We start from the raw sequence: 25,030 nt of genomic DNA, 5'->3' as shown, positions 1-25,030 counted from the left end.
CCGGGTTTATTCGGTGGGTGCCTTCTCGTAGCACGGTAAGGTGCGATCTATCGCAACCCACGGCTGCGCGGAGGCACACCACAAATGCAAGGCGGGTTTGAGTGCCGAGCTGTCGCTGAGGGTCCCAGCCTTGACGGCAAACAGTCCTGGCATGGTGGTCACCGCGCTATAGAGCGCAGAGCCGCAAGTGCTGCAGAAAAACCGGCGCACCGGAAAACCGCTGCCGCCATTGCTGGCGTAGCTGCTCAGGCTGCGGCCTTCCACTTCGAAACCTTCTGTCGGCACCAGCACATTGACCGAGAAGGCGCTTCCCGATTGCTTCTGGCAATCGCTGCAGTGGCAAACTGCAGTCATCAGCGGTGTTGCGAGGGTGGAATACTGAACGTTGCCGCACAGGCAACTGCCATTGAGGGTGCTCATGGATGTTTACTCGTTGGTGGTGAGAAAAGTGATTACCGCTGCAGGAGGCGCTTGGCTTCCCATTGCAAGGCTTTTTGCGCGGTGCGCTGGAAACTGCTCCAGGCACTGCAAAAAATCAGAATGGCCAGGCCGCAGCCCGTCAGGGAGACATAGAGGATCGAGTATTTGATCGCCTGCGGGTCCTTGAACGCGTAGTCGGTCAGCATCCCCATGATGACGGGACCAAAACCATTACCCAGCAGGTTCAACACGCCGGTGTACATCGCCATGAATTGGCCCCGCATCGGCGCGGGAGACACTTCTACGATCAATGCCGCACCGACGCCGAACAGACTGGTCCAGAGGATGGCGATCAGCACCAGAAACGGGATCGCGCGCTCCAGGCTCGACGCCGTCAACAACGGCACGCTCACCACGGCCACTAAAAGGCAGACGATCAGAGCGATGCGCAGATTGCCGTTGGTGACCCCGCGATTACGCCAGTATTCACCCAGCCAACTGGCGATGATGACGCCAAGCGGACCGCAGACGCACATGATTGCGCCCATCAATGCGCCGACCTTGGCGTAAGTCCAGCCGAACTCACGCACCAGGTAAGTGGGCACCCAGGTGCCACTGCCATAGACCGCCGCATAAAAGCAGCCGGCACCGACAAATATCGCGCCAAACGTGCGACGGTTCTCGCGCAGATAAGTCATGACTTCATGCAGCGGCACAGTCGCCTGGGCCATCGGTTTCACGCCTTGGGCGTTTTTGCGTGTGCGTGGTTCGGGCACACCTGTCATCAGTAGCAAAACCAGCAGGCCCGGCAGGCCGATCGACATCAACGTGGTCTGCCACGGCTGCAGCAATCCCAGCCCGGGCAGCGTCAGCGGGTGTGCGGTGAAGTAACCCAACACCAGGCCGGTGGCGAGCAGTCCGGCACCCACACCGAACGAGGCGCCGGTGCCGAACACGCCGAGGGCGCGTCCGCGCTTTTCAGCCGGGAACAAGTCGCTGATCAGGGACACGGCGCCTGGCAGCAGCACAGCCTCACCGACCGCCACTACGATTCGAGCGACGAGCAGATGCCAGAATTCGGTGGCCAACCCGCTGGCAGCCGTGGCGAGGCACCAGAGGCCAATACCAACGGTGATCACCAGGCGGCGATTGCCACTGTCGATCAGTCGTGCGATGGGCAGGCCGACCAGCGAGTAGAACGCGGCGAAGGTAAAACCGTGAAGAGCTCCCATCCAACTGTCGTTGACGTGCAGCGATTGCTGGATAGGGCCGACCAGCAGGGTCAGGATTTGCCGATCCATGATGGAAAAAATGTAGGCAATCAACAGGACGCTGACGGTGTAATACGCTTGTCCACTGGTGGGCGAATTTACCGATGCAGGGGCAGTAGTGGTGGCCTGGATACCGCTTGAACTCGACATCACGTGGTGACCTCATGGCAATGTATTGTTCTTGTTATTGAACCTTGGTCATGGGGGAATACATCCCCCATGAAACCCTGCCTGAAAAGGATTATCCGGGTTGCTGCCAAAGGTTGTTGTCCTGCCAGATATTTTCCTTGCGCAAGTGCGCCGGCAGCGACTCACCGGTTTGCTGGATCACTCGTCCGATGAGCAACTTGAGCTGCTGCGCCTCTTCGTAATCAAGGGATTCCATCGCGGTCATTTCCGCGGCCTTGGCAAATGCCAGCCACTGAATGGTCAATTGCCGACCAGACTCGGTGAAGTAAATCCGTGCAGCGCTATCAGCCGTGTCTTCAAGCGTCAGCAAACCTTTGTTGACCCACACATCCAGGTGTGACTGGAGCAAATCCTTGCCGACGAACTCGAACAAACGGCGCAGTTCAGTCAGGGTTTTGCCTTCACCGAAGCTGAGCATGCCCAGCAGTTCGAAATCGAGATCGTTCATGCCCATGGTCTTGAGCTGCTGGCGAATCGGCAGTTGCATCTGGTAATAGGCGCGACCGAGCAGAAAACCCAGCCAGTTGTCGCCGTAGACACTATGGTCCACCGCGATCACAGGTTCCAGCAGACGCCGATAACCACCGCCATGAAACACCAGCGGCGAGCTGTCAAAGCGATCGTAGGCGAGGACTTCACCGACCAGAATGATGTGGTCGCCGCCTTCGTACTGATAGCTGGTGCGGCATTGGAAACGCGCCGAACAGCCTTCCAGCAGAGGCACCTCGTCGTGACCACGGGTGGTGGTCAAGCCAGAGAACTTATCCGCGCCACTTTTGGCAAACTTGTTGGACAGGTGTTCCTGATCATTGGCCAGGATGTGCACCGCGAAGTGCTCGGAACCGGTGAATGCGTGGGCCGACGAGGAGTCTTTCTTCAGGCTCCAGAGCACCATCGGCGGGTCGATCGAGACCGAGTTGAAACTATTGGCGGTCATGCCGTAGTCCAGTCCGTCAGGACCTCGGGTGGTAACGATGGTCACGCCAGTGGTAAAGGCGCCCAGCGCCTGGCGAAACTGTCGCGGATCGAAATTCGAGTTGTTCATGCACGGGGACTCCGTCGCCGCTGACGTATCGCGGCGAACTTATTGTTGTTCTCGGAAAACGCGTTGCTTCAAGGGCAGAGCAATGGCATGACCAAACGGCCAAAGCGCTCGGCTTCCTCGTGATGCGGATAACCCGACAGGCAGAAACCGGTGCAGCCGGCCTCGACGAATTCCATCAGTTGCGCGGCAACCTGTTGTGGGTTGCCCACCACGGCGACACCCGCGCCCGGACGGACTTCGGTAATCCCGGTCCACAAGTGTGGGGTCATTTTGCGCCCGGCGGTTTTCGACAATTCAGCATTACGCTGGCTGGCAACCGAGCTGCTTTGGCCGGCCATTTGCGCAGCGGCGGCCATTGCCGAATTTTCTGCACCGGCGATCAGCGCTTCTGCGGCCGCCCAAGCGTCCTCTTCGTTTTCTCGGCAGACGATCTGCAGGCGCATTGCAAAGCGGATCTCGTCGCCTCGTCCATATTTGGCTGCGCGCGCACGCATTTCGACGATCTGCCCGGCTATGCGCTCCGGGTAGTCGCCCCAGAACAGGTGCACCGCCGAATGCTTGGCCGAAATTTCCGCGGCCTGCTCCGAGCCGCCGCCGAGGAAGAAGGGTGGATGGGGTTTCTGAACCGTTTCGGGAATGATCTTCGGGCTATGGACTTGAAAATATTTGCCGTTGTGTTCGACGTTTTGCTCGGTCCATAGACGCTTCATCAGCTCGACCTCTTCGAGCAACTGATCGTAGCGATCCTCTTTTGCCGCAAGCTGACCTTCAGCGTAGGAGTCCTTTTCGCTGACACCGGCAATCAGATTGATGTAGATGCGGCCTTGGGACATCTGGTCGAAGGTCGAGATCATTTTTGCCTGGGTGACCGGATGGACGTAGCCGGGCTTGAGTGCCGCCAGCATTTTCAGGCGGGTTGTGCGCGAAGCCAGATACGAAGCGACAACCCAGGCGTCCCAGCAAATCGCGCTGACGGGAATCAGCATGTAGTCGAAGCCGGCATTTTCTGCCGCAATCGCGACGCGCTCGAAGTGTTCCAGCGAGCGAGGAATGTCCTGGCTTGGGTCACCAAACGCCGTGGTGTCGCCAAGTGTTGGACAGAACCAGCCCATACTCAGGGGGATTTTATTGTTCATTGTGGGGGCTCCCGCCAGGTGTGAATGACGGGGAGCACTACATCAAAAACCTGACAATGAGTAAAATGTATATGTATCATTCCGCCTATGCACAATACTAATATCTATTCGCTGGATCTAAATCTACTGGTGGTGTTCGTCACACTCTGGGAAACACAGAGTGTGACCCGGGCCAGTGAACGTCTTGCGCTCAGTCAATCCGCCGCCAGCCATGCCTTGCGGAGGTTGCGCGAACGTCTGGGTGACGAATTGTTCGTGCTCGGACGAGGTGGACTGCTGCCAACGCCACGAGCCACCGAACTGATCGGACCGGTGCGCGAAGCCTTGGAAAAGATTGATCAGGCGTTACAGGGCACTGAGCAGTTCGTTTCTGCCACCGCGCTGCGAACCTTCCGTATTGCGGCCGGTGACTTCATCGAATTTCTCATTCTGCCCAAGCTGCTTCAGCATATTTCCGTTGCCGCGCCGGGAATCATCATCGAAATCGTGCCCTTGCCGGAACCCAGTGCATTACCCGCGATGCTGGAGAGCGGCGCCATTGATTTGATGATAAACACGCCGGCAACACTAGGCGCGGGCGTTCGTTTTGAACGTTTGGCCTTCGTGCAGTTGCTGACCTTGATCTGGCAGCGAGAGCGTTTGCCTGCAGGACGCTTTCCGTTAGACCTCTATCTTGAACGACCGCATGTAGTCATCAGCCTGCACGAGCGTGGCGGGAATATCATTGATCGCACGTTAGCCGAACAGTCCCTGAGTCGTCGTATCGGTGCGGTCGTACAAAATTTCATGGCAATGCCGGTCATCGCCTCACAAACGGGCTACATCTGCAATTTACCCAGTCCGATTGCACGCGCTTTTGCCGATACGTTCAGCCTGAGTTGCCACACCCCCCCGGTTGAATTTCCCGAGCCCGAAATTTTTGCCTACTGGCACATGCGATTTGATGCCGATGAAGGTTTGCAATGGCTTCGTGAACAGGTGAAGCAGTGCACGCTCAGTTGAGTCTTCATGGCGGCTTGTTCGAGTTTGGTCGATAAACCCATGCATGAATTGAATAAATAGAATGTAAAGAATTCACTTCACTCATTTAATCCCGAACGTTTCAATGGTGGTCAGCCCGAACAATAAGACCCATAAGGGATAGACATGACTTCCATCGATCCGCGTACTCGCCTCCTTCTGGAGGCTCCCATCGTACCAACCGTATTGCGCCTGGCGGCCCCCAACGTTTTGGTAATGGTCATCCAGGCCTCTGTAGGCCTGATCGAAACTTATTTTGTCGGCAAGCTTGGCGGCGATGCCCTGGCCGCAATGGCACTGGTGTTTCCAATTGTCATGTTGATGCAGATGAGTTCTGCGGGAGCGATAGGTGGCGGTATCGCTTCGTCCATCGCGCGAGCGCTTGGCGGGCAACGCCTGGAAGATGCCAATGCTCTGGTACTCCATTCATTGGTCATCGCACTCGGTTTCGGTCTCGCATTCATGCTGGCGCTTCTTTTTGGCGGGCGGTGGTTGTATGCGCTAATGGGGGGAGCGGGGGCGTCACTTGAGGCGGCGTTGGTCTATTCGCATTGGGTATTTGCCGGTTCCGTGCTGGTGTGGTTGTTCAACGCCCTGTCTGCTGTAATCCGTGCCACCGGCAACATGGCAGTGCCCGCCAATGTGACAGTCGCCGGTGCTGTAGTGCTTATCCCGCTGTCACCCTTGCTGATCTTCGGCTGGGGATCGATTCCCGGTATGGGTATCGCTGGTGGTGCAGTGGCGCTACTTCTTTACTATTTTGGCGGCACGGTCGCGCTTTGGATGTACCTTCGTTCGCCACGCAGCTTACTCAAGCCGAAGCTGGCAGGGGTGAGGCTTCGCTGGCCGCTGTTTAACGATATTTTGCGCATTGGCCTGGTCGGTGCCATCGCGACGGTGGCTGCTAATTTGTCAATCGGCATCGCGACGGCCTTGGCGGGACAGTTCGGGCCAGATGCGATTGCGGGTTATGGTACTGCCGCGCGCCTTGAGTACTTGCTGGTGCCCTTGGCATTTGGCTTTGGCGCACCGCTGTTGGCCATCGTCGGTACCTGCATCGGCGCCGGCAACCGTGAGCGTGCACTCAAGGCTGCCTGGGTCGGAGCCGCGATGGTATTTGCGATTACGGAAACGATTGGTCTGGCTGCGGCCATGTTTCCTCGTTCCTGGCTGATGCTATTTGGCAACGAGCCCGCCATGCTTGAGGCCGGTACTCAATACCTGCAGGTGGTCGCCCCGCTGTATGGATTTTTCGGTGCCGGCCAGGTCCTGTACTTTGCATCTCAAGGCACAGGTCGGCTGTTTTGGCCCGTGATGGGCAATCTCGCACGCCTGGCTGTGGCTAGCCTCGGGGGATGGCTGGCGTTGCGCTGGGGAGGCGACCTGGTCCATGTGTTCGTTGCGCAGGGCATGGCATTGGTGGCATACGGCACCGTCATCGCATCCACCATCGCGGGGGGTGCCTGGTTCGGCCGCGTAGGTTGGCCGCGCAGCACGGCCGCTTTGATGCGGCGCATCCAGATGACTTAAAGACATTTTGTATGTTTAGGGCCTGCTTCTCGATCGGGCTCTGAATGATGGTAGCCATGCGCAGGGCTCCTTCGGGGGCGCCGGGTCCTGGCTACCGGTCTACAACCCGCGTATGGCCGCCACCCCCCCATTTGGTCGCGAGCTGAAGGCTCCTTCATTCCAGCTAGGAGTCCTGGCCTCGGACCAATCAATACTGCGCCCGCAGCGCCAGTGTCAGCGTACGCGGGTCGCCGTAGAAGTTGGTGCCCCAGGAGGCATCGACGCGATCGTAGTACTTGCGATCGAACAGGTTGTTGGCGGTCAGGGTCGTCGACAGGTTGTCGTTGATCTTGTAACCGACCTGGGCCATGGCGATGCCGTAGCCGCTCTGTTCGAATTTGACTTCACGCTGGTAGTAGGTCTCGCTGACCACGCGCACGCCACCGCCAACGCTGAAGTCCTTGAGCGGGCCGTCGGTGAATTCGTACTTGGTCCACAGGTTGAAGTTGTGTTTGGGCGTGATGGTGCTGAAGGTCTTGCCTTCATTGCCATCGTCGGACTTAAGGTACTCGGTGGAGGTGAAAGCGTAGCCGGTGACGATGCTCCAGTTATCGGTCAGGTTGCCGCTCAACTCGGTTTCCCAGCCCTGGCTGCGGGCCTTGCCCTGTGCCTTGTAGGCGGCGGTGGCGTTGTCGTATTCGGCGCGGTTTTCATCGTAGATTCGGAACACCGCGACGCTGGCGTTCAGGCGCCCGTCGAAGAATTCGCGCTTGAGGCCGACTTCATACTGCTCGCCTTCGCGTGGGCCGATGGGCGTGTTGTCGGAACCCAGTTCGCTTTGCGGTTTGAACACGCCGGTGTAGCTGGCGTAGGCCGACAGTTCCGGAGTGAGCTTGCCGATGACCGCGCCGTACGGCACGACCTTGCGGTTGATGCTGGTGTGGGCGCTGCCGAAGTTGTTGAAGAAGGCGTTGGCGTTTTTCGCGTCGCTTTCGTACCAGGTCACGCGGCTACCGCCGATCACGTCGAGCCAGTCGGTGACGTTGATTTTGGCGCGGGTATAGAGGCCGTATTGGTCGGACTTGGACCAGTTGCCGTTGTTCTTCACGTAATCCTGTTTAGGGATGTCGATGCTGCCCGGATCGAAGACGTTGATCGGGAAGTAGTCGCCGCCGCCATAGGTGAAGTCTTTGTCGAGGTGCTGGTATTCGGCGCCCACGGTGAATTCATGGGTGCGGCCGAGGGCTTCGAACGGTGTGGTGACGAAGCTGTCGGCGCCGATGGTCTTGATGTGCGTGTAGTAGTTGTAGGCCACGGCCCAGCTGTCGCCGGTGTCGGGGTCGACCGCGCCGTCGGCCCAGGTAAAGTTGCGCTTGGGTGTCTCGGCATCGCGGTAGGTGAGGGTGGTCTTGAACTGGCCGCCGTTGTCGAGGGCATGATCGACTTCGGCGAAGGTTTCCCAGACTTTTTCGTTCAGTTCGTTCCACTTGGCATCGACGAAGGTCGAGCGCGGCACGTCCAGCAACTTGCCACTGGCGTAGGCCGGCAAGCCGAAAGCCGGAGTGGAGTGGTTTTGCTGGTAAGCGCCGCCGACCGACAGGGTGGTGGAAGGATCGAGGTCGAATTCCAGGCGACCGTAGACCATCGGGCGTTCGTTCTGGGCGTAGTCGACGAAAGATTTGTTGTTCTCATACGCGGTGATGAAACGGCCGCGCACGGTGCCCGCATCGTTCAGCGGCCCGGTGACGTCCACCGAGGAACGGTAGTGGTCGTACGAACCGGCAGCCAGTTCACCACCGAGGGCGAAGGTGTTCAAGGCACGCTTGCGCACCACGTTGATCGTCCCGCCGGGTTCGCCGGCCCCTTGATACAGGCCCGATGGACCGCGCAACACTTCGACCCGATCGTACATCGCCAGGTCGAACGCGGTGGCCATGTCGCCCTGGCCGGTGGGTTGCGAGACGCCGTCGACCTGCACCTGATCCACGAGGAAGCCGCGCATGTAGACGTCGTTCAGGCTGGAACCGGAGTTGTAAGTCTTGATCGTAACCCCGGTGACCTGGCGCATGGCGTCTTGCAGGCTGTTCATGTTCTGGTCATCCATGCGCTGGCGCGTGACCACCGACACCGACTGCGGAATGTCCTTGAGCTTGATGTTGCCCTTGCCGATGCTGACTTCGTTGGTGGTGTAGGAATGGGTATCTTCGGTGGTGACGCCCAACAGCTGGCTGGTGATCGAGGTCGCGCCCAGTTGCAGGGCGCCGGTGTTGGCCGAGCGCACGAGGGTGTAGCTGGCGTCGGCACGCTGGGTCATTTCCAGACCTGTGCCGTTCAACAGTCGGGTCAGTGCATCAAGCGCCGAATAGCTGCCGGATAAACCGGGACTATGCAGGCCGTCGGTGAGGGCCGGATCGAATGACAGGGCGATGCGGCTGTCGGCGGCGAAGCGCGACAGCGTTTGGCCCAGCGGGCCTGCCGGAATCTGATAGCTGCGCGTATCGGTAATGGATGAGGGTTGCGCTGCCCATACCTGGGTGCAGGCGCCGCCGATCATCAAGCTGAAGATCGCATGGCGAAAGGGCGGCGTGAGGCGTAAAGCGCGTTCAACGGGCATGTGAGAAGTGATCCTGTCGGCAAGAGAAACGGGGTGTGTCTTCCCTTGCCAGCCCAGCGCGAAAAAAGTATCACCTCTTTGCAAATATTTTTTCGAGCAGTTCAGGCCGGTGAAAGGGTCACCCAATACCCACCGAAGTGCGTCGTCACTTTTACCGGGTACGTCAGGGCCAGCATGCTCAGCGCACGACGGCTGTCGTCCAGCGGGAAAGCCCCGGAAATCCGGATTCGCGCAACGGCCGGATCGCAGCGCACGAGGCCATGGCGGTAGCGCGCCAGTTCCTTTGCGAAGTCACCCAGCGACATACCGTCCGCCACCAGCATGCCTTGGGTCCAGGCCGTCAAGGCGCTGTCGGCGTGGGTCACCGGCCCGATCACGGTGGCTGAAAATTCGGTTTGCTGGCCGGCGCTGAGGATCATCGGCGTGGCCTGCGGCCGTTGATAGAGTTCGATCTGCACACGGCCGTCGAGTACCGCCAGCCGTGTGGTGTCGGCGTCTTCGCGAACGCTGAATCGCGTGCCCAAGGCCTGCATGATGCCTTGCTCGGTCGAGACCCGGAACGGTCGGGAAGGCACCTGAATGTCCGGCGCGGTCTGCACCAGGATTTCGCCTTTGCGCACCCGGATCAGGCGCTGCATCTGATCGAACATCACATCGATGGCGGTGTCGGTGTTGAGGGTCAGTTGACTGCCATCGGCGAGCGTCAGTTGGCGGCGTTCGCCAATCGGCGAGTGGTAGTCGGCGGTCCAGCCCTGACGCTGGTTCACTTGCCAACCGAGCCAGGTAGCAGGCGCGATTGCCAACAACGCCGCCAGACGAGCGAGCATCGCCCGGCGCTGCGGGTTGGCCGGGCGATCGAGGGTCGGCATCGCCAGTTCCGGCGGTAGCCCGCCGAGTTTGCCCAGCAAACTTTCGGCCCGCTGCCAGGCGTATTCACGCTCGGCGCTGCTGGCTCGCCATGCTTGCCATTGCGCGCGTTCTTGCTCGCTGAGCGAGCCTTCCGTCAGGCGCATCAGCCACTCGGCGGCTTCATCCAGCACGGCCGGGCTGACCATTGAAGGGCGGTTCATTCGGGCATCAACGTCAGGCACTGCAAAAAGGCCTGTTTCATGTAGCGTTTGACGGTAATGAGCGAGATGTCGAGTTGTTCGGCGATGTCCTGGTATTTCATCGCGCCGATCTGCGACAGCAGGAACGCACGCTTGACCAGTGGTGGCAGGGTATCGAGCAGGGCGTCAACCTCGTGCAGGGTTTCCAGAATCAGAAAACGCAGTTCAGGGGAGGGCGCCAATGACTCCGGCATCTGCGCCAGCGCCGACAGGTAGGCGCGCTCCAGCGCCTGACGCTGGTACCAGTTCACCAGGATGCCTTTGGCAACACAGGTCAGATAGGCCCGTGGCTCGGCAATGTTCGGAAGTGGTTTGGCCGCCAGAATGCGTGTGAAAGTGTCGTGCAGCAGATCCGCCGCATCCACCCGGTTCCCTAGTTTTCGCTGCAACCAGGCGTACAACCAGCCTTGATGGCCGACGTACAGGGCTTCGACGCATTGCACATGTTGCTGGTCAGTGGCGGACAAAGAGTTGCTCATCGCATCATAATTTTTGCTAGTGAGAATTATTAGCAATTGTAAATGAGCAACAATCGAAGCGGCAAGGGCAACATTGCGCTGCCCGTGTCCAAAAAAATGGCCACTCCGGCGCGTTCATCGCCGAAGTGGCCAACCTACACGTCGCTATCTCACTTCAGGTCAAAACGGTCCAGGTTCATGACTTTGGTCCACGCCGCCACGAAGTCCTTCACCAACTTCTCCTGTCCACCGGCGCTTGCATAGACTTCTGCCAGTGCCCGCAGCTGCGAGTTGGAGCCGAAGACCAGATCAACGCGCGTCGCGGTCCACTTCTGCTGGCCGGTCTTGCGGTCGCGACCGGTGAATTCTTCATTGGCCTCGGACACGGGTTTCCATTCGACGCCCATGTCCAGCAGGTTGGTGAAGAAGTCGTTGGTCAGCGCTTCCGGACGGCTGGTGAAGACGCCGTGGGTGGTTTTGCCGACGTTGGTGTTGAGCACGCGCATACCGCCAATCAGCGCGGTCATTTCCGGTGCGGTGAGGGTCAGCAGCTGTGCCTTGTCGATCAGCAGTTTTTCCGCCGGAACGGTGTAGCGGCCCTTTAGGTAGTTGCGGAAGCCATCGGCAATCGGTTCGAGGAAACCGAAAGATTCGACATCCGTCTGCTCCTGACTGGCGTCCATCCGCCCTGGCGTGAAAGGCACCGTGACGGTTTGCCCGGCGTTCTTCGCGGCCTGTTCGACACCGGCACAACCGGCCAGCACGATCAGATCCGCCAGCGAGACTTTCTTGCCGCCGGCATTGAACTCGCTTTGAATGCCTTCGAGTTTAGTCAGCACATCTCCCAATTGCTCAGGCTGGTTGGCTTGCCAGAACTTCTGTGGGGCCAGACGCAGACGCCCACCATTGGCACCGCCGCGTTTGTCGGAACCACGGAAAGTCGAAGCCGCGGCCCATGCTGTGGAAACAAGCTGCGAAACCGACAGGCCGGAAGCCAGCAGTTTGCCCTTCAGCGCAGCGACATCACTGTCGTTGATCAGCGCATGATCGACCGTTGGAATCGGGTCTTGCCACAGCAACACTTCGTTGGGCATTTCCGGGCCGAGGTAACGCGAGAGCGGGCCCATGTCACGGTGGATCAGTTTGTACCAGGCGCGGGCGAAGGCATCGGCGAGTTGATCCGGGTTCTCCAGGAAGCGCCGCGAAATCGGCTCGTAGATCGGGTCGAAGCGCAGTGCCAGGTCGGTGGTCAGCATGGTTGGATCACGACGTTTCGATGGATCGTGAGCATCCGGGATAATGCCGGCGCCGGCACCATTTTTTGGTTTCCACTGGTGGGCGCCCGCCGGGCTCTTGGTCAGTTCCCACTCGAAACCGAACACGTTCTCCAGGAAGTTGTTGCTCCATTTGGTCGGCGTTGTGGTCCAGGTGACTTCCAGGCCGCTGGTGATGGTGTCGGCGCCTTTGCCGGTGCCGAATTTGTTTCTCCAGCCAAGACCCTGTTCTTCAAGACCGGCCGCTTCGGGCTCGGCCCCGACATTGTCCGCAGGGCCTGCGCCGTGGGTCTTGCCGAAGGCGTGGCCACCGGCGATCAGCGCCACGGTTTCTTCGTCGTTCATGGCCATGCGGCCAAAGGTTTCGCGAATGTCCAGGCCGGCAGCGACCGGATCGGGATTGGCCTCCGGACCTTCAGGGTTCACATAGATCAGGCCCATTTGCACTGCGGCCAGCGGGTTTTCCAGATTGCGACCGGGCTCGACGCGGGTGTCTTCGTTTTCCCCAGGCTCGGCAACCAGTGGGCCTTCGCCGGGTTTCTGCATCGGTTCATCAGTTTTGCCGTAGCGGGTGTCGCCGGCCAGCCATTTGCTTTCCGAACCCCAGTACACGTCCTCGTCCGGTTCCCAGACATCCGGACGGCCACCGGAGAAGCCAAAGGTCTTGAAGCCCATGGATTCCAGCGCAACGTTACCGGTGAGTACGATCAGGTCGGCCCAGGAAATGTTGCGGCCATATTTTTGCTTGATCGGCCACAGCAACCGCCGGGCCTTGTCGAGGCTGACGTTGTCCGGCCAACTGTTCAGCGGGGCGAAGCGCTGCTGGCCGGACCCGGCGCCACCACGGCCGTCACCGGTGCGGTAGGTGCCGGCGGAGTGCCAGGCCATGCGCACGAAGAGCGGGCCATAGTGGCCGAAGTCGGCGGGCCACCAGTCTTGAGAGTCGGTCATCAGTGCCGTCAGGTCGCGTTTGACCGCTGCAAAATCCAGGGCCTTGAACGCTTCGGCATAGTTGAAGCCCTCGTCCATGGGGTCGGACAGGGACGAGTGCTGGTGCAGGATTTTCAGATTAAGCTGGTTAGGCCACCAGTCGCGGTTTGTTGTGCCACCACCGGCGGCCTGGTGAAACGGGCATTTCGATTCAGTTGCCATGTGTGAGCTACCTTTGGTCGAGTTCATTCAGCGGTTCGGCCCGGTGCGGGCTCGGGACAACGGTGAGTGAGATCCATGACACAGGCTGCGGGACCGGCATATCGATCAAATGATCGTTGTGGTCGCGTGGGTATTCTCGAGAGTGGCAAGGGAATTGCCAACACAGGGACTCACGGTACGCCCTGTCAGTTTCTGACTCATTCTTATCTCCTCATCAGGTCTGAACCGGCCAGAAAGCGCCGGCGCTAGATAAGGCTAGACCCCTATTGGGAAGTCAGCTAATAGTCGGAGTATTAGTTGCTGATAGGCGCAATCTCTCAGCGGAGCACGTGACCATGAGCAATGTGCCACAATGGCTCTATTCACCTCAGCATTATCAGGCGAACTCAATGGATGGCCCCGGATTTCGGCTCGAGCAGGAAAGCTACATCGCCCAGCAGGTGCGCACCGACCGGTTGCATCAGTTGTTTCGGCAATCGGTTTCAGCGGTTTTTGGCAGTTTCCTGGCATTGGTCATGCTGTGCTGGCTGTGCTGGGAGCGTTTTGATCATGGCGTCGTTGCCTGGTGGGTCGCCCTGCTGACGGGCTCGACGTTGTTGCGCATCCTGATGTTCGTGGCCTATTTCCACAGCCCGGACGAGGCGCGCACACCGCAACGCTGGGAACGTATCTATTTCGGTACGCTGGTGCTGTCCGCCGCCATCTGGGGCGGTGGCGCGCTGGCGGTCATGCCGGCCGACGATCTGCTGGCCCAGGCGCTGGTGATGCTGTTTACCGTAGGCATGTCCGTGAGCGCGGTGTCCTGCTATTCGGCCTATCGCTACATGACTGTGGTGTCCATCGCGCTGGTGTTGTTGCCCTGTACCTTCTGGCTGTTGTTCCAGCCGTCGACCTTGCAAGTCGGCATGGCCATGGCCGTTCTGGTGTTCGCCTCATTCGTGTGCAGCGCCACCCGCAAACTCTCCGATGCGCTGGAAACGGCCTTCCGCCTGACCCGTGAAATGGAGCTGGCCCACAGCATTTCCACACGCGCCGCACAGACTGACGAACTGACCGGCCTGAAGAATCGCCGGGCGTTTTTCGAGCAGGCCCAGCGCCTGTATAACCATTGCCAGAATTATCAGTTGCCGCTGTGTGCGGTGATGCTGGACATGGATCATTTCAAACACATCAACGACACCTATGGGCATCAGGTCGGCGACCAGGTGCTGCGTCAGATGGGTGTGGTCATCTGCCGGTCATTTCGCGAAACCGACGTCTACGGTCGACTAGGGGGAGAGGAATTTGCCGTGTTGCTGCCGGACACTTCCCTTGAAGCCGCACAAAACATCGCCGAAGAACTGGTGCACTCCATTTCCGGCCTGATGACCGGGCCTGTGCACTGCATAACCGCCAGCATCGGGGTGGCGTCCATGGAATCCAGTGAAAAGGATTTGCACAGCTTGATGAGCAACGCCGACAAGGCGCTGTATCGCGCCAAGGCCCGTGGGCGTAATCAGGTGGCGGTGTCCGAATAAGTCTGCAAACCAGCGACTGGCCCCATGTTAGGATTGGCTCAGTATCGGGGTGAAGGAATTTATGGACAAGCATCAACTAGACAAGCTCATTGAAGAAACTTTTCATTCGCTTACGCCAACGCTCCAGCGCGCAGCCCGCTTCATTCTTGATCACCCCAACGATGTTGCCTTGCAATCGATGCGCACGGTGGCGGGTATGGCCAGGTTGCAACCGGCATCCATGCTGCGTCTGGCCCGGCAGTTGGGATTTGGTGGCTACGAAGAACTTCGCGATTGTTTCCGCCAATGGCTGACCGAACGGGATTCGATGTTCACCCAGCGTGCCGACGCCCTGCGCAAACGGTCGAAGGGGGATCAGAACACCGGGCTGATCAGCGAGATGGTGAGCGCCGAGCAGAGCAACCTGGAAGACACATTCAGCCCCGAACGTTACGAGCAGATCCTCGCTGCCCATGCGCTGTTGACCGGTGCCAAGGACATTTATGTGGTCGGTCTGCGCAGCCTGTTTCCGGCGGCGTACTACTTCAGTTATGTCTGCGGAATGTTTTTGAACAACACCACACTGCTGAGTGGAATTGGTGGGGCCTTTGCCGACGAATTGCGCCGAATCGGTCCGGATGATGCTTTGGTGGTGTTCAGTTACCATCCCTATGCGCAGGATGCATTGCGAGCAGTGCAGTTTTCCCGCGAGCGCGGGGCCAGGGTCGTGGCGATTACCGACAGCCCGGTGTCGCCGGTGGCGGCGCCTTCGGATGTGTTGATCGTGGTGCGTAATGCCACGCCTTCGTTGTTCCCTTCGGTCGTGCCGGCACTGGCGGTGTCCCAGACACTGGCAGCCTTGCTGGTTGCCAATGGCAGTGAAGACAGCCTTCAGCAAATCGCCAACAGTGAAGCGCAACTCAAGCGGTTCAGTGTCTATGTCGAGTGAGCACAACCGAATGCATTTCCCCCGGTAGGCGCTGTGGAGTGCAATGAGGCTGCGATTTTTTGATTTTTCAGGATCAAAAGATCGCAGCCTTCGGTGGCCCAGCAGAGGAACGCGTGCTCCTGTAGGGGCGAGCCTACGGCTGCAACCGGTTGTACTTTTTCAATATGCCGGTCAGTTCGCCATGAGGCAGGGCGTACGAGGTATAGCCGTCGATACCGGTCATGTCTCGAGCCGCCACCAGTGCATTGGTGATGGCTTCTTCGGTGGCCTGCACGGTGGCGTTGAACACCGGATCAATCTTGTCGTTCGGGAACTGGGTCACGGTGACCGGTTCGGCTTCTTCGACATCGTTGATCGCGTCACCGGTCGAAAACGACACGATGATATCTCCGGAGCCATTGCCGGCGAATGAGCCCATGCGCGCCAGACCCATGGAGGCGCGTTTGGCGATGCGGTTCAACTGCGTGGCCAGCAGCGGTGCGTCGGTGGCGACCACGATTATGATCGAACCCTGGTCCTTGCTCGGGGCGCCGCCATCACCGCTCTTCTGACAATGCGGTGTTTTGTCCGTCGCCGCGACACCGGGCTGGAAGCACCCCAGCCATTTTTGTGCCAGTTCCTGACCGACCGGAATGCCTGCGATGCGCAAGACGTCACGCTGCCCGGTATTGCACTGGACCAGCACGCCGACGGTGTAGGGCTTTCCATCAACCTCGACCACCCGCGACGAGGTGCCAATACCGCCCTTGAAGCCAAAACACACCATGCCGTTGCCGCCGCCGACGTTGCCTTCCTGCACCGCTCCACTCTTGGCGGCCTTGATCGCGCTAATCGCATGTTCGGGTTTTACGTGCAGCCCTTCGATGTCATTAAGGCGACCGTCCCAAGTCTCAGCCACCACCGGCCAGATGGCATTGCCGAAGGTGTTGGCTGACCATTCGGTGATACCGGCGTAGACAGGGCCAATGGCATTGGTATTGGAAATGCCGATCGGGCCGTAAACCAGTCCGAAATCCTGCAAATAGGATTGACCGGTCATTTCGCCGTTACCGTTGAGGTTGAAAAAACCACCGTTCACGCCTTTGACCGAGGCTTTGCCACGGGGCAGGACCATGGTTACGCCAGTACGGACCGGGCCTTTGCCCTGCACCAGTTTGCCGTCGCCACTGTTGAGCGTGATTTGGCCGACTTCGACGCCGGGTACGTCGGTAATCGCGTTGAGCTTGCCCGGTGTACCTTCGAACGGAATTCCCATATCCCGGGCGCGTTGTGGTGTTTCAGCGGCGAGGGCTGCCTGGGTGAGTAGGGTTGCACTCAGAGCAAGCAGCGCTGTGTTCATATAACGGTGATTCATTGCCTATGCCTCTTTTTGTTGTTGAATTGGACGAGTGCCCAGGCATTCATCCAGCGCCACGACGAGCGTGTCGGCAGCGAAAGCCAGTTGTTCCGGGCTACTGATGAAGGGCGGTGCAAGCAGGACGTGATCGCCGTTCACTCCGTCGATGGTGCCACCACCGGGGTAGCAGAGCAGGCCGTGAGCCTGTGCCGACTGTTTGATCCGGGCGTGCAGGCGCAACTCGGGCGGGAAAGGCTGGTGGCCGTCACGGTCCTGAACAAGCTCAATCGCCCAGAACAGTCCGCGGCCTCGTATGTCAGCGACATTGGGATGCTGGCCGAAGCGTTCCTTGAGCAGTTGTCCAAGCAGCTCACCGCTGCTGCGGACTTTGCCGCACAGGTCCTGTCCGATGATTTCCTGCTGCACCGCCAGGGCTGCGGCGCAGGCCAGCGGATGCCCGATGTAGGTGTGGCCATGCTGGAAACTGCCGCTGCCGGCGCGGATGGTGTGCACCACCTGATCACTGGCCATCACCGCGCCGATGGGTTGGAAGCCGCCACCCAGGCCCTTGGCCAGAATCAACAGATCGGGCAGCACGTCCTCCTGTTCGAACGCGTGGTAGGTTCCGGTCCGTCCGATGCCGCACATCACTTCATCGAGAATCAGCAGCACGCCGTAGCGATCGCAAATCTCGCGCATCCGTGCTAGGTAACCCGGCACCGGGACAACCGCCCCGGACGTCGCGCCGACCACAGTTTCGGCGATGAAGGCGGCCACCGTGTGCGGCCCGAGTTCAAGAAACGTTTGCTCCAGTTCCACGGCCAGGCGCTCGACATAGTTGGCGTCGCTTTCACCTGGTGACCGGTAGCGAAAGGCGAAGCAGGGCGAGACTTGTGTGGTCTTCATCAGCAAGGGTTCGTACAGCTTGCGCCTGGGCACATTGCCGCCGATGGCCAGGGCGCCGAGGGTATTACCGTGATAGCTCTGGCGGCGGGAGACGAAGTGGTGGCGTTGCCCCTGGCCGTTTTCAACGTGGTACTGACGGGCCATTTTCAGCGCGGTTTCCATCGCCTCCGAGCCCCCTGAAAGAAAGTACACATTGCCCAGCGTCGATGGGCTGTGTTCGGCGAGCAGGCTGGCAAGTTGTTCGGCCGGCTCGCTGCTGAAGAAGCTGGTGTGGGCGTATTCCAGCGCCTCCATCTGCTGTTTCATGGCCCGGATCACGGTCGGGTGGGAATGGCCCAGGCAGGAGACCGCCGCGCCGCCGGAACCATCGAAGTAGCGACGACCGTTGGCGTCAATCAGATAGCAACCTTCGCCACGCACGGCGACAGGCAGATTTTGACCAGGATTGCGGTGAAAAATATGACTCATGCGCACACTTCCTTGGCGCCACCCGTCGAGCGGGTGAAACGCGAGCTGTCTCGATTGTTTTATTTGTTATATCAATGAAACAAATGGTTTATTTGCTGGCGTGACAAAGCTTTCCAGGCTGCGATGTGAACTACCGAGGAAGGTTTTCAACCGCTCGCTGGACGGTGCCCGGAACAACTGCGCCGGCGGGCCTTGTTCTTCGATCCGGCCTTGGTGCAAAAAGATCACGTGGCTGGACACCTCACGGGCAAAGTTCATCTCATGGGTCACCATAATCATCGTGCGGCCCTCGCTGGCCAGGCTCTGGATGACACTTAGCACTTCGCCGACCAATTCCGGGTCGAGGGCTGACGTTGGTTCGTCGAGCAGAAGCATTTGCGGCTCCACCGCCAAGGCCCTGGCAATCGCAACGCGCTGCTGTTGCCCGCCCGACAATTGCGAGGGGTAGCTGTTGGCAAACCGCGTCGGATCAATCTGCACCTTGTTCAGGTAGCGAACGGCTTTTTCCGTGGCTTCAGCCCGGCTCAGCTTCTGCACTCGCATGGGGGCCGCGATAACATTTTCGAGCACAGTCAAATGTGCCCAAAGATTGAAGCTCTGGAACACCATCGACAGTTGAGTGCGCAGACTCTGCAACTGCCTGGCTTCCCGTGCCTGCAGGCTACCGTCCCGGCCGCGTTTCATGGCGATGGGCGTACCGTCCCAGATGATTTCGCCGGCCTGAGGTTGTTCCAGCAGGTTTAGGCAGCGCAGGAAGGTGCTTTTTCCCGAGCCGCTGGAGCCGATCAGAGTAATCACATCACCGGCATTGGCGGTGAGGGAAACACCCTTGAGCACTTCATGCTGCCCGTAGCTTTTGTGCAGGTCGTTGACCTGGAGTTTGGACATGTGATTCACCTTTGCAGCCATGGGCGGCTGTCTTGTCATCAATGGGCTGAGCGAGGTCGCAGGTATGCCAGCCATTTGCCTTCGGCGAGGCGGAACAGCAGAAACACCAGGGCGGTGAACGCCGCATAAAGCACCAGTGCCGCGATGTAGGCTTCGTAGGGCGAGGCGTAGCGCATGCTGATCGCGCGACCGACACCCGCCAGGTCAAGTAACGTGATACTGGAGGCCAGGGCGGTGCAGTGCAGAGTCAGGACCACTTCATTGCTGTAGGTCGGGATCGCACGACGCATCGCCCCGGGCAAGATGATGTGGCGCATCTGCGTCCACCGGCTCATACCCATGGCACGTGCTGCCTCGATCTCGCCATGAAAGGTTTTTTGGATGCACCCGGAGAGGATTTCGATGGTGTAGGCCGCGGTATTCAAACCAATCGCCAGCCAGGCACAAATGTACGCCTCGCGCAGGAAGGTCCAGGCCCAACTGGTTCGAATCCAGCTGACCTCGGCCAGACCGAAGTAAATGATGTAGATCTGCACCAGCAGCGGCGTGCCGCGAAACACGTAGGTAAACAACCAGACCGGCGTGCGTAGCAACGGATTGCTCGACACCCGCAGCAGCGACAACGGAATCGCCAGTATCAGTCCCAGCCCGAGGGAGGTCGCGAACAACTGCAAGGTCAGCAGTAGCCCCGTTGTGCGGGTGCCGTCGCCCCAGAGAAACAGCGCCAGATTATCGAAGACAACGTGCCAGTTCATAAGGTGATCTCCTTGCTGCCGGCGGCATAGTGCGTGGCGAGAAGCCTGAGCGCGATGACTGAAACCGTGCTCAACATCAGGTAGACAAGAGCGGCGACCAGCAACAACGCCAAGCCGTGCCCGGTGGCTTTGCCGGCCGAGCGCGAGAGGAAGATCAGCTCATTGAGGCTGACCATCGAGGTAATCGCTGTAGCCTTGAGCATCACCAGCCAGTTGTTGCTGATTCCCGGCAAGGCGAAGCGCATCATTTGTGGAAAGACGATGTGCAGTTGTACCTGCAGCTTGTTGAAACCGAATGCCTGCGCCGATTCCGCCTGGCCTCTGTCGACCGCCAGAAAGGCACCGCGAAAAGTCTCGGCGAGGTAGGCCGAATAGATCACCCCGAGAATGATCACGCTGGCGGCAAAGGCATCGATATCGATGACCTGGAACCCCATGCGCTGACCGAGCAGGTTCAGCGCGGTTTGCCCGCCGTAGTAAAGAAACAACAACCAGACAAAGTCCGGCGCACTGCGCATGACCGAGGTGAAACCGGTCGAAACCCACACCAGCCAGCGATGCGCGGAGAGTTTGCCGTTGGCAACCACAAGGCCCAGCGCCAAGGCTACGGCGAAGGAGCACAGGCCGACTTTTATCGTCACCCACGAACCGGTCAGGATGCTGTCTGCGTATCCATATAGCATGTCTGCAATCTCATTTTTTAACGGGCACGGGCATTATCCAACCTGGATCAGCGGCAATTCCCGAGCGTATTCGTGGGGCGCCAGATCACTGTCCAGATAGCGGGCGAATTTGTGTCCCTGATACACCGCAGCGGCGATAGTGCCGGGTGCCTGGCTGTCACCGATCAGGCTGACGGTACTGATGCCGGCTTCGCTCAGCACACTGCTGTTGCCGAGCAACTCTTCGTGCAGGGCATCGTTGGGCAAGCGAGCCGTAACATTGATCAGTGATCGGCATTGCAGTTCGCGCAGCTGACCGGTGATCTCGCAGCGCAGATACACGCTGCCGTTTTCCAGGCGAGTGATGTTGTGATGACGCACCAGGTCGACGTCCAGCGTCATCAGGCGCTTGAGGATGCTGGTGGATTCCAGGGTGTTGCTGGCCCAACTGGCGATTTGCAGGGCAGGGGTGACCAAGGTCACTTTCAGCCCCAGTTCCACACAGCGTTCGGCCAGGACATTGCCCATGTAGTAATGATCGTCATCGAAAATGACCACCGGTCCCTCAGGCACGTGCCCGGCCATCAGGTCGTCGGGTGTGAACACATGGGGGGAATCGAAACCCGGGATCGCCCACCCGTTTGCTCGACCGACACCGTCGCGGCGCCAGTGTGAGCCGGTGGCAAGCGCCACGTGCCCGGCCCCGAACTCGAGGATGTCGGCAGCGCCCAGTGGGCTCTCGCGGTAGATGTTGACGTTGGTCATCGGCAGCAGTTGACCGATTCGCCATTCGCGCACCCGACCCCATTCGATCAAGCCCGGCAGGCTGGATTCGCGCAAAACCCGTCCGCCCAATTCGCTGCTGGCTTCGGCCAGGTGCACATCGTAGCCGCGCTTGGCAGCGGCCAATGCGGCCTCCAGTCCCGCGGGGCCAGCGCCGACCACCAGCAAGGTCTTGTCCGAGCCGCGTGGCGGAATCTTTTCCGGGTGCCAGCCGCGGCGCCATTCTTCGCCCATGGTCGGGTTTTGTGTGCAGCGCAGGTTGGAGCTGGAGTAATCGCTGGACACGCAGATGTTGCAGCCGATGCATTCGCGAATGTCGTCGGTGCGTCCTTCGTTGATCTTGTTCGGCAGGAACGGGTCGGCGATGGAGGGCCGGGCCGCGCCGATGAAATCCATCACGCCACGGCGAATCTGACTGACCATGGTATCGGGCGAGGTAAAGCGACCGACGCCAACCACCGGCTTGCTGGTCAGGGATTTGACGAAGGCGGTGTGTTCTTCCTGGTAACCCTCCTTTTTGAACCGCGAGGTCACGCTGTCGTTGGACCAACTGCTGACGTTGACGTCCCACAGGTCCGGCAGTTCGGCGAGCATGGCGATGATGTCACGCCCTTCCTCGGCGCTGACGATGCCGTCGGGTCCCAGCAGTTCCTCGACGCCCAGGCGCACGGCCACAGCGCAACGATCGCCCACGGCATCCTTGGTGTCTTCGATCAGCTCGCGCAACAGGCGCACGCGATTTTCCAGGCTGCCGCCGTATTCGTCGCTGCGATCGTTCTTGCGCCGTTGCAGAAAGTGCATGGGCAGGCCCAGGTCGTGGGAGGCGTAAACGTAGACGATGTCGAACTCGGCGCGTTTGGCGCGCAATGCCGCTTGCCGGTGCCACTGGCGCAACTCACGGATGTCGCTCTTGCTCATGGCCCGCGCCTGGACCGGCGAGTAATAGGTAATCGGTCGATGGGAGGGGCCGATCGGGATTTCCCGGCTGTCATAGTTAGCGCATGACGGGCCGTGATGCATGATTTCGATCCCTGCCAGTGCGCCGTAACCGTGCACGGCTTCAGCCATCAAAGCCAAGGCTGGAATATCCAGATCGCTCCACAGACGACCTTCATGGAACGGTGAGCAATCACTGGTGGGATGAATTTCCACTTCTTCGGTGCAGATGACACCCCAGCCTCCCTCCGCTTTGACGCGACGCAGTTCGGCCAGTCCGCGCGGCTGTGTCCAGCCCATGCCGTTGCAATGGGGAACCTGGAAAAAGCGGTTCTTGGCTGTGACCGGCCCAATCTGCAAGGGCTCGAAAAGTATGTCGAAACGTGGATCGCGAGACACGGCAAAACCCTCCCGGCTGATCAAGCAGCCGCATTGTTTTTGTTATTCATGGTCGATGATGTGGACGCGGCTCGTTGGGCCGCGGCCGTCGCCGGTCAGAGGATTGGTACGTCAAAGTACTTTTTGCGCACGGCCTCGTACGTTCCGTTGGCGATGATTTCCGCTAGGGCTTTGTCCATCGCTACCTTCAGGTCGACGTCTTCTTTGCGCAAGCCAATGCCTTGGCCTTCGCCGAAGTATTCGGGGTCGCTGACTTGCTCGCCGACTAGCGCATAACCGACCCCGTCAGGCTTCTTGAGGAATCCTTCTATACCCGGAATGGTGTCTTGCAGCGCGGCATCCAGACGACCATTTTTCAGGTCCATGTAGGTTTCTTCCAGAGACTGATACGTGACGATCTCAGCGCCGCCTTTGGCCAGCACTTCCCTGGCGAATTTTTCATGGGTGGTTTCCGACTGCACGCCAATGCGCACGCCTTTGAGCGTGGAGGGTTTGGCTGCGTCATACGGCGCGCCGGCCTTGGCGATCAGTTGAGCGAAAGAGGTGTAGTACTTGTTGGTGAAGTTGATTTTTTGCTGACGGTCCGGGGTGATCGTCATCGAGGCGGCAATGGCGTCGTATTTCCTTGCCAGAAGCGCTGGAATCATTCCGTCCCAGGACTGGATCGTCCAGGTACATTGAGCTTTCATCTGCTTGCAAATGGCGTCTGCGATGTCGATGTCAAATCCCCGTGGCTTGCCGTCCGGCCCCATTTCATTGAAGGGCGCGTAGGTACCCTCGGTAGCCAGGCGAATCTCCTGCCAGTCTTTTGCCGTTGCGGCGAGGGTCGTCAGGCTCAATACAACTGCCAATACACCGTGCAACTTCTTCATGTCTGCTTTCCTCGGGGAGTGATGTTGAATCAGGCGTTCAGGGTTTCGGCGAGTGCGGCTTCGAGCAGTTCAATGGCTTCGTCGCACAGGGTTTTGTCGATCATCAATGGCGGCATCAGCCGCACGGTGCTGACACCGCAGGTCAACAGCAACAGGCCTTTTTGATAGGCGGTATGCAACAGTTGGTCGGCGAAGGCCTTGGCCGGTTCACGCGTGACGCGGTCGGTGATCAGCTCGATGCCGATCATCAGGCCTTTGCCGCGTACCTGGCCGATCAGGTCCGGGTAGCGCGCTTGTAGCTCCAGCAGACGACCCGTGAGGTACTCGCCCATTTGCGCGGCGTTTTGCATGAAGCCGTTTTCCACCAGGTCCAGAGTGGCGGAAGCGGCAGCACAGCACAGAGGATTGCCGCCGTAGGTGTTGCCGTGGGCGCCGCGTTTCCACTGTTGCATGATGGTTTTCTTGGCAGTGACCAGGCCGATCGGCAAGCCTGAACCCAAGCCTTTGGCCATGGTCACAATGTCCGGTTTGAGGCCCCAGTGCTCGCAAGCGAACATCTTTCCCGTGCGCCCGGCGCCTGACTGCACTTCATCGGCAATCAGCAGAATGCCGTGGCGGTCACAGAGCGCGCGCAGGCCCTCCAGGAAACCATCCGGTGGCACCAGATAACCGCCTTCGCCCTGAATCGGCTCAAGCAGGATCGCTGCGACTTCATGAGCCGGAACGTTGCTCTGGAACAACACGTTTTCCAGATAATTGAGCACCGCCGCGCCCTGATTTTCACCAGCCAGCAGCGGCCGGTAGTTGTTCGGGTAGGGAATATGGGTCACACCCGGCATGCTCGGGAAGAACCCGGCCTGTTGCGTGTATTTGCTTGCGGTAAAGGCCAACGAACCCATCGTCCGGCCATGGAAACCGCCGATGAAACCAATGAATCGCGAGCGTCCGGTGACATAGCGTGCGAGCTTGATCGCACCTTCGACCGCCTCCGTGCCGGAGTTGCAGAAGAAGGTCATGGCGGGTTCGCCGAAGGGCGAGAGACGGTTGAGGGTTTCCGCCAGGCGCACTTGTTCTTCATGCCAGTAATCGGAAGAAATATGCAGGAATTTATCGGCGGCATTTTTTACCGCTTCGACCACTTTTGGATGACTGTGGCCGGTCGAGCACACTGCGATGCCGCTGGCGAAATCGATGAAGCGATTGCCATCCACATCCCAGACTTCGGCGCCTCGGCCGTGACTCATCACGAATGGGTAGTCGCGCGGGTAGGACGGTGAAACCACAGCGTTGTCGCGCTCGATCATGGCGAGGGATTTGGGGCCGGGCAGGGCGGTGAGCAGATGCTTGTTATGGGCGTTTTGCACGTGCGTGTTCCTTGTGAAT

20 protein-coding genes are annotated in these 25,030 nt (G+C 59.4%); 4 read left to right on the top strand and 16 right to left on the bottom strand.

What is annotated here, in order from left to right; all coding sequences use genetic code 11:
- Nucleotides 1-6: 6 nt before the first annotated feature.
- The 4 genes from ACM110_RS04125 to ACM110_RS04110 all read right to left on the bottom strand — a co-directional run bounded on the left by ACM110_RS04125 (nt 7) and on the right by ACM110_RS04110 (nt 4,061).
- A complete protein-coding gene (locus ACM110_RS04125; protein ID WP_416126688.1) occupies nt 7-420 on the bottom strand; it encodes a GFA family protein in 414 nt (137 codons plus the stop codon).
- Nucleotides 421-452: 32 nt separating this feature from the next.
- A complete protein-coding gene (locus ACM110_RS04120) occupies nt 453-1,841 on the bottom strand; it encodes an MFS transporter (RefSeq protein ID WP_416126687.1) in 1,389 nt (462 codons plus the stop codon).
- A 91-nt stretch (nt 1,842-1,932) separates the two neighbouring features.
- Nucleotides 1,933-2,925 carry a flavin reductase gene (locus tag ACM110_RS04115; RefSeq protein ID WP_416126686.1) on the bottom strand — a complete coding sequence of 331 codons (993 nt, stop codon included), beginning with the start codon at nt 2,923-2,925 and terminating at the stop codon, nt 1,933-1,935.
- A 68-nt stretch (nt 2,926-2,993) separates the two neighbouring features.
- Entirely contained in the window at nt 2,994-4,061 is a 1,068-nt protein-coding gene (locus ACM110_RS04110; protein ID WP_416126685.1) for an LLM class flavin-dependent oxidoreductase, read from the bottom strand.
- Nucleotides 4,062-4,148: 87 nt separating this feature from the next.
- On the opposite strand from ACM110_RS04110, the gene ACM110_RS04105 reads away from it, so the two are divergent.
- Both ACM110_RS04105 and ACM110_RS04100 read left to right on the top strand, forming a co-directional pair.
- The gene (locus ACM110_RS04105) at nt 4,149-5,063 is read left to right on the top strand and encodes a LysR family transcriptional regulator (protein ID WP_416126684.1); all 915 of its coding nucleotides are present in this window, start codon (nt 4,149-4,151) and stop codon (nt 5,061-5,063) included.
- A 144-nt stretch (nt 5,064-5,207) separates the two neighbouring features.
- Nucleotides 5,208-6,611 (top strand): MATE family efflux transporter, encoded by a 1,404-nt coding sequence (locus ACM110_RS04100; protein WP_416126683.1) that lies wholly within the window; start codon nt 5,208-5,210, stop codon nt 6,609-6,611.
- A 187-nt stretch (nt 6,612-6,798) separates the two neighbouring features.
- Here the strand turns inward: ACM110_RS04100 and ACM110_RS04095 are convergent, their stop codons facing one another.
- The 4 genes from ACM110_RS04095 to katG form a co-directional block, all read right to left on the bottom strand.
- Nucleotides 6,799-9,204 (bottom strand): TonB-dependent siderophore receptor, encoded by a 2,406-nt coding sequence (locus ACM110_RS04095; protein ID WP_416126682.1) that lies wholly within the window; start codon nt 9,202-9,204, stop codon nt 6,799-6,801.
- A gap of 101 nt (nt 9,205-9,305) precedes the next feature.
- Entirely contained in the window at nt 9,306-10,274 is a 969-nt protein-coding gene (locus ACM110_RS04090) for a FecR domain-containing protein (protein WP_416126681.1), read from the bottom strand.
- Nucleotides 10,271-10,792, bottom strand: a complete 522-nt coding sequence (locus ACM110_RS04085; RefSeq protein ID WP_416126680.1) for a sigma-70 family RNA polymerase sigma factor — start codon at nt 10,790-10,792, stop codon at nt 10,271-10,273. The genes ACM110_RS04090 and ACM110_RS04085 overlap by 4 nt, the downstream gene beginning before the upstream one ends.
- Nucleotides 10,793-10,941: 149 nt before the next feature.
- Nucleotides 10,942-13,197 (bottom strand): catalase/peroxidase HPI, encoded by a 2,256-nt coding sequence (gene katG, locus ACM110_RS04080; protein ID WP_416126679.1) that lies wholly within the window; start codon nt 13,195-13,197, stop codon nt 10,942-10,944.
- 389 nt (nt 13,198-13,586) lie between these two features.
- On the opposite strand from katG, the gene ACM110_RS04075 reads away from it, so the two are divergent.
- Both ACM110_RS04075 and ACM110_RS04070 read left to right on the top strand, forming a co-directional pair.
- Nucleotides 13,587-14,714, top strand: coding sequence for a diguanylate cyclase (locus ACM110_RS04075; RefSeq protein ID WP_416126769.1), 1,128 nt, complete (start codon nt 13,587-13,589; stop codon nt 14,712-14,714).
- Between the two features lie 61 nt (nt 14,715-14,775).
- Nucleotides 14,776-15,642 carry a MurR/RpiR family transcriptional regulator gene (locus ACM110_RS04070; protein WP_416126678.1) on the top strand — a complete coding sequence of 289 codons (867 nt, stop codon included), beginning with the start codon at nt 14,776-14,778 and terminating at the stop codon, nt 15,640-15,642.
- 133 nt (nt 15,643-15,775) lie between these two features.
- Here the strand turns inward: ACM110_RS04070 and ACM110_RS04065 are convergent, their stop codons facing one another.
- From ACM110_RS04065 to ACM110_RS04030, 8 genes are all read right to left on the bottom strand, one after another.
- Nucleotides 15,776-16,996: a P1 family peptidase gene (locus tag ACM110_RS04065; RefSeq protein WP_416126677.1), complete on the bottom strand. Its 1,221-nt coding sequence runs from the start codon at nt 16,994-16,996 to the stop codon at nt 15,776-15,778.
- A gap of 3 nt (nt 16,997-16,999) precedes the next feature.
- Nucleotides 17,000-18,352, bottom strand: a complete 1,353-nt coding sequence (locus ACM110_RS04060; RefSeq protein WP_416126676.1) for an aspartate aminotransferase family protein — start codon at nt 18,350-18,352, stop codon at nt 17,000-17,002.
- A gap of 66 nt (nt 18,353-18,418) precedes the next feature.
- Nucleotides 18,419-19,240 carry an ABC transporter ATP-binding protein gene (locus ACM110_RS04055; protein ID WP_416126675.1) on the bottom strand — a complete coding sequence of 274 codons (822 nt, stop codon included), beginning with the start codon at nt 19,238-19,240 and terminating at the stop codon, nt 18,419-18,421.
- A gap of 38 nt (nt 19,241-19,278) precedes the next feature.
- Nucleotides 19,279-19,995 carry an ABC transporter permease gene (locus ACM110_RS04050; RefSeq protein WP_416126674.1) on the bottom strand — a complete coding sequence of 239 codons (717 nt, stop codon included), beginning with the start codon at nt 19,993-19,995 and terminating at the stop codon, nt 19,279-19,281.
- Nucleotides 19,992-20,678 carry an ABC transporter permease gene (locus tag ACM110_RS04045; protein ID WP_416126673.1) on the bottom strand — a complete coding sequence of 229 codons (687 nt, stop codon included), beginning with the start codon at nt 20,676-20,678 and terminating at the stop codon, nt 19,992-19,994. Before ACM110_RS04045 ends, ACM110_RS04050 begins: the two co-directional genes overlap by 4 nt.
- A gap of 33 nt (nt 20,679-20,711) precedes the next feature.
- The gene (locus ACM110_RS04040) at nt 20,712-22,775 is read right to left on the bottom strand and encodes an FAD-dependent oxidoreductase (protein ID WP_416126672.1); all 2,064 of its coding nucleotides are present in this window, start codon (nt 22,773-22,775) and stop codon (nt 20,712-20,714) included.
- A gap of 95 nt (nt 22,776-22,870) precedes the next feature.
- Nucleotides 22,871-23,647 (bottom strand): ABC transporter substrate-binding protein, encoded by a 777-nt coding sequence (locus ACM110_RS04035; RefSeq protein WP_416126671.1) that lies wholly within the window; start codon nt 23,645-23,647, stop codon nt 22,871-22,873.
- 29 nt (nt 23,648-23,676) lie between these two features.
- Nucleotides 23,677-25,011 carry an acetyl ornithine aminotransferase family protein gene (locus ACM110_RS04030; protein ID WP_416126670.1) on the bottom strand — a complete coding sequence of 445 codons (1,335 nt, stop codon included), beginning with the start codon at nt 25,009-25,011 and terminating at the stop codon, nt 23,677-23,679.
- Between the last annotated feature and the right edge of the window lie 19 nt (nt 25,012-25,030).

This window comes from Pseudomonas sp. NFX98 (assembly GCF_047784845.1).
Classification (GTDB): domain Bacteria; phylum Pseudomonadota; class Gammaproteobacteria; order Pseudomonadales; family Pseudomonadaceae; genus Aquipseudomonas.
Note: the sequence above shows the minus strand (reverse complement) of the source record. Positions and strands in the feature narration are given on the sequence as shown.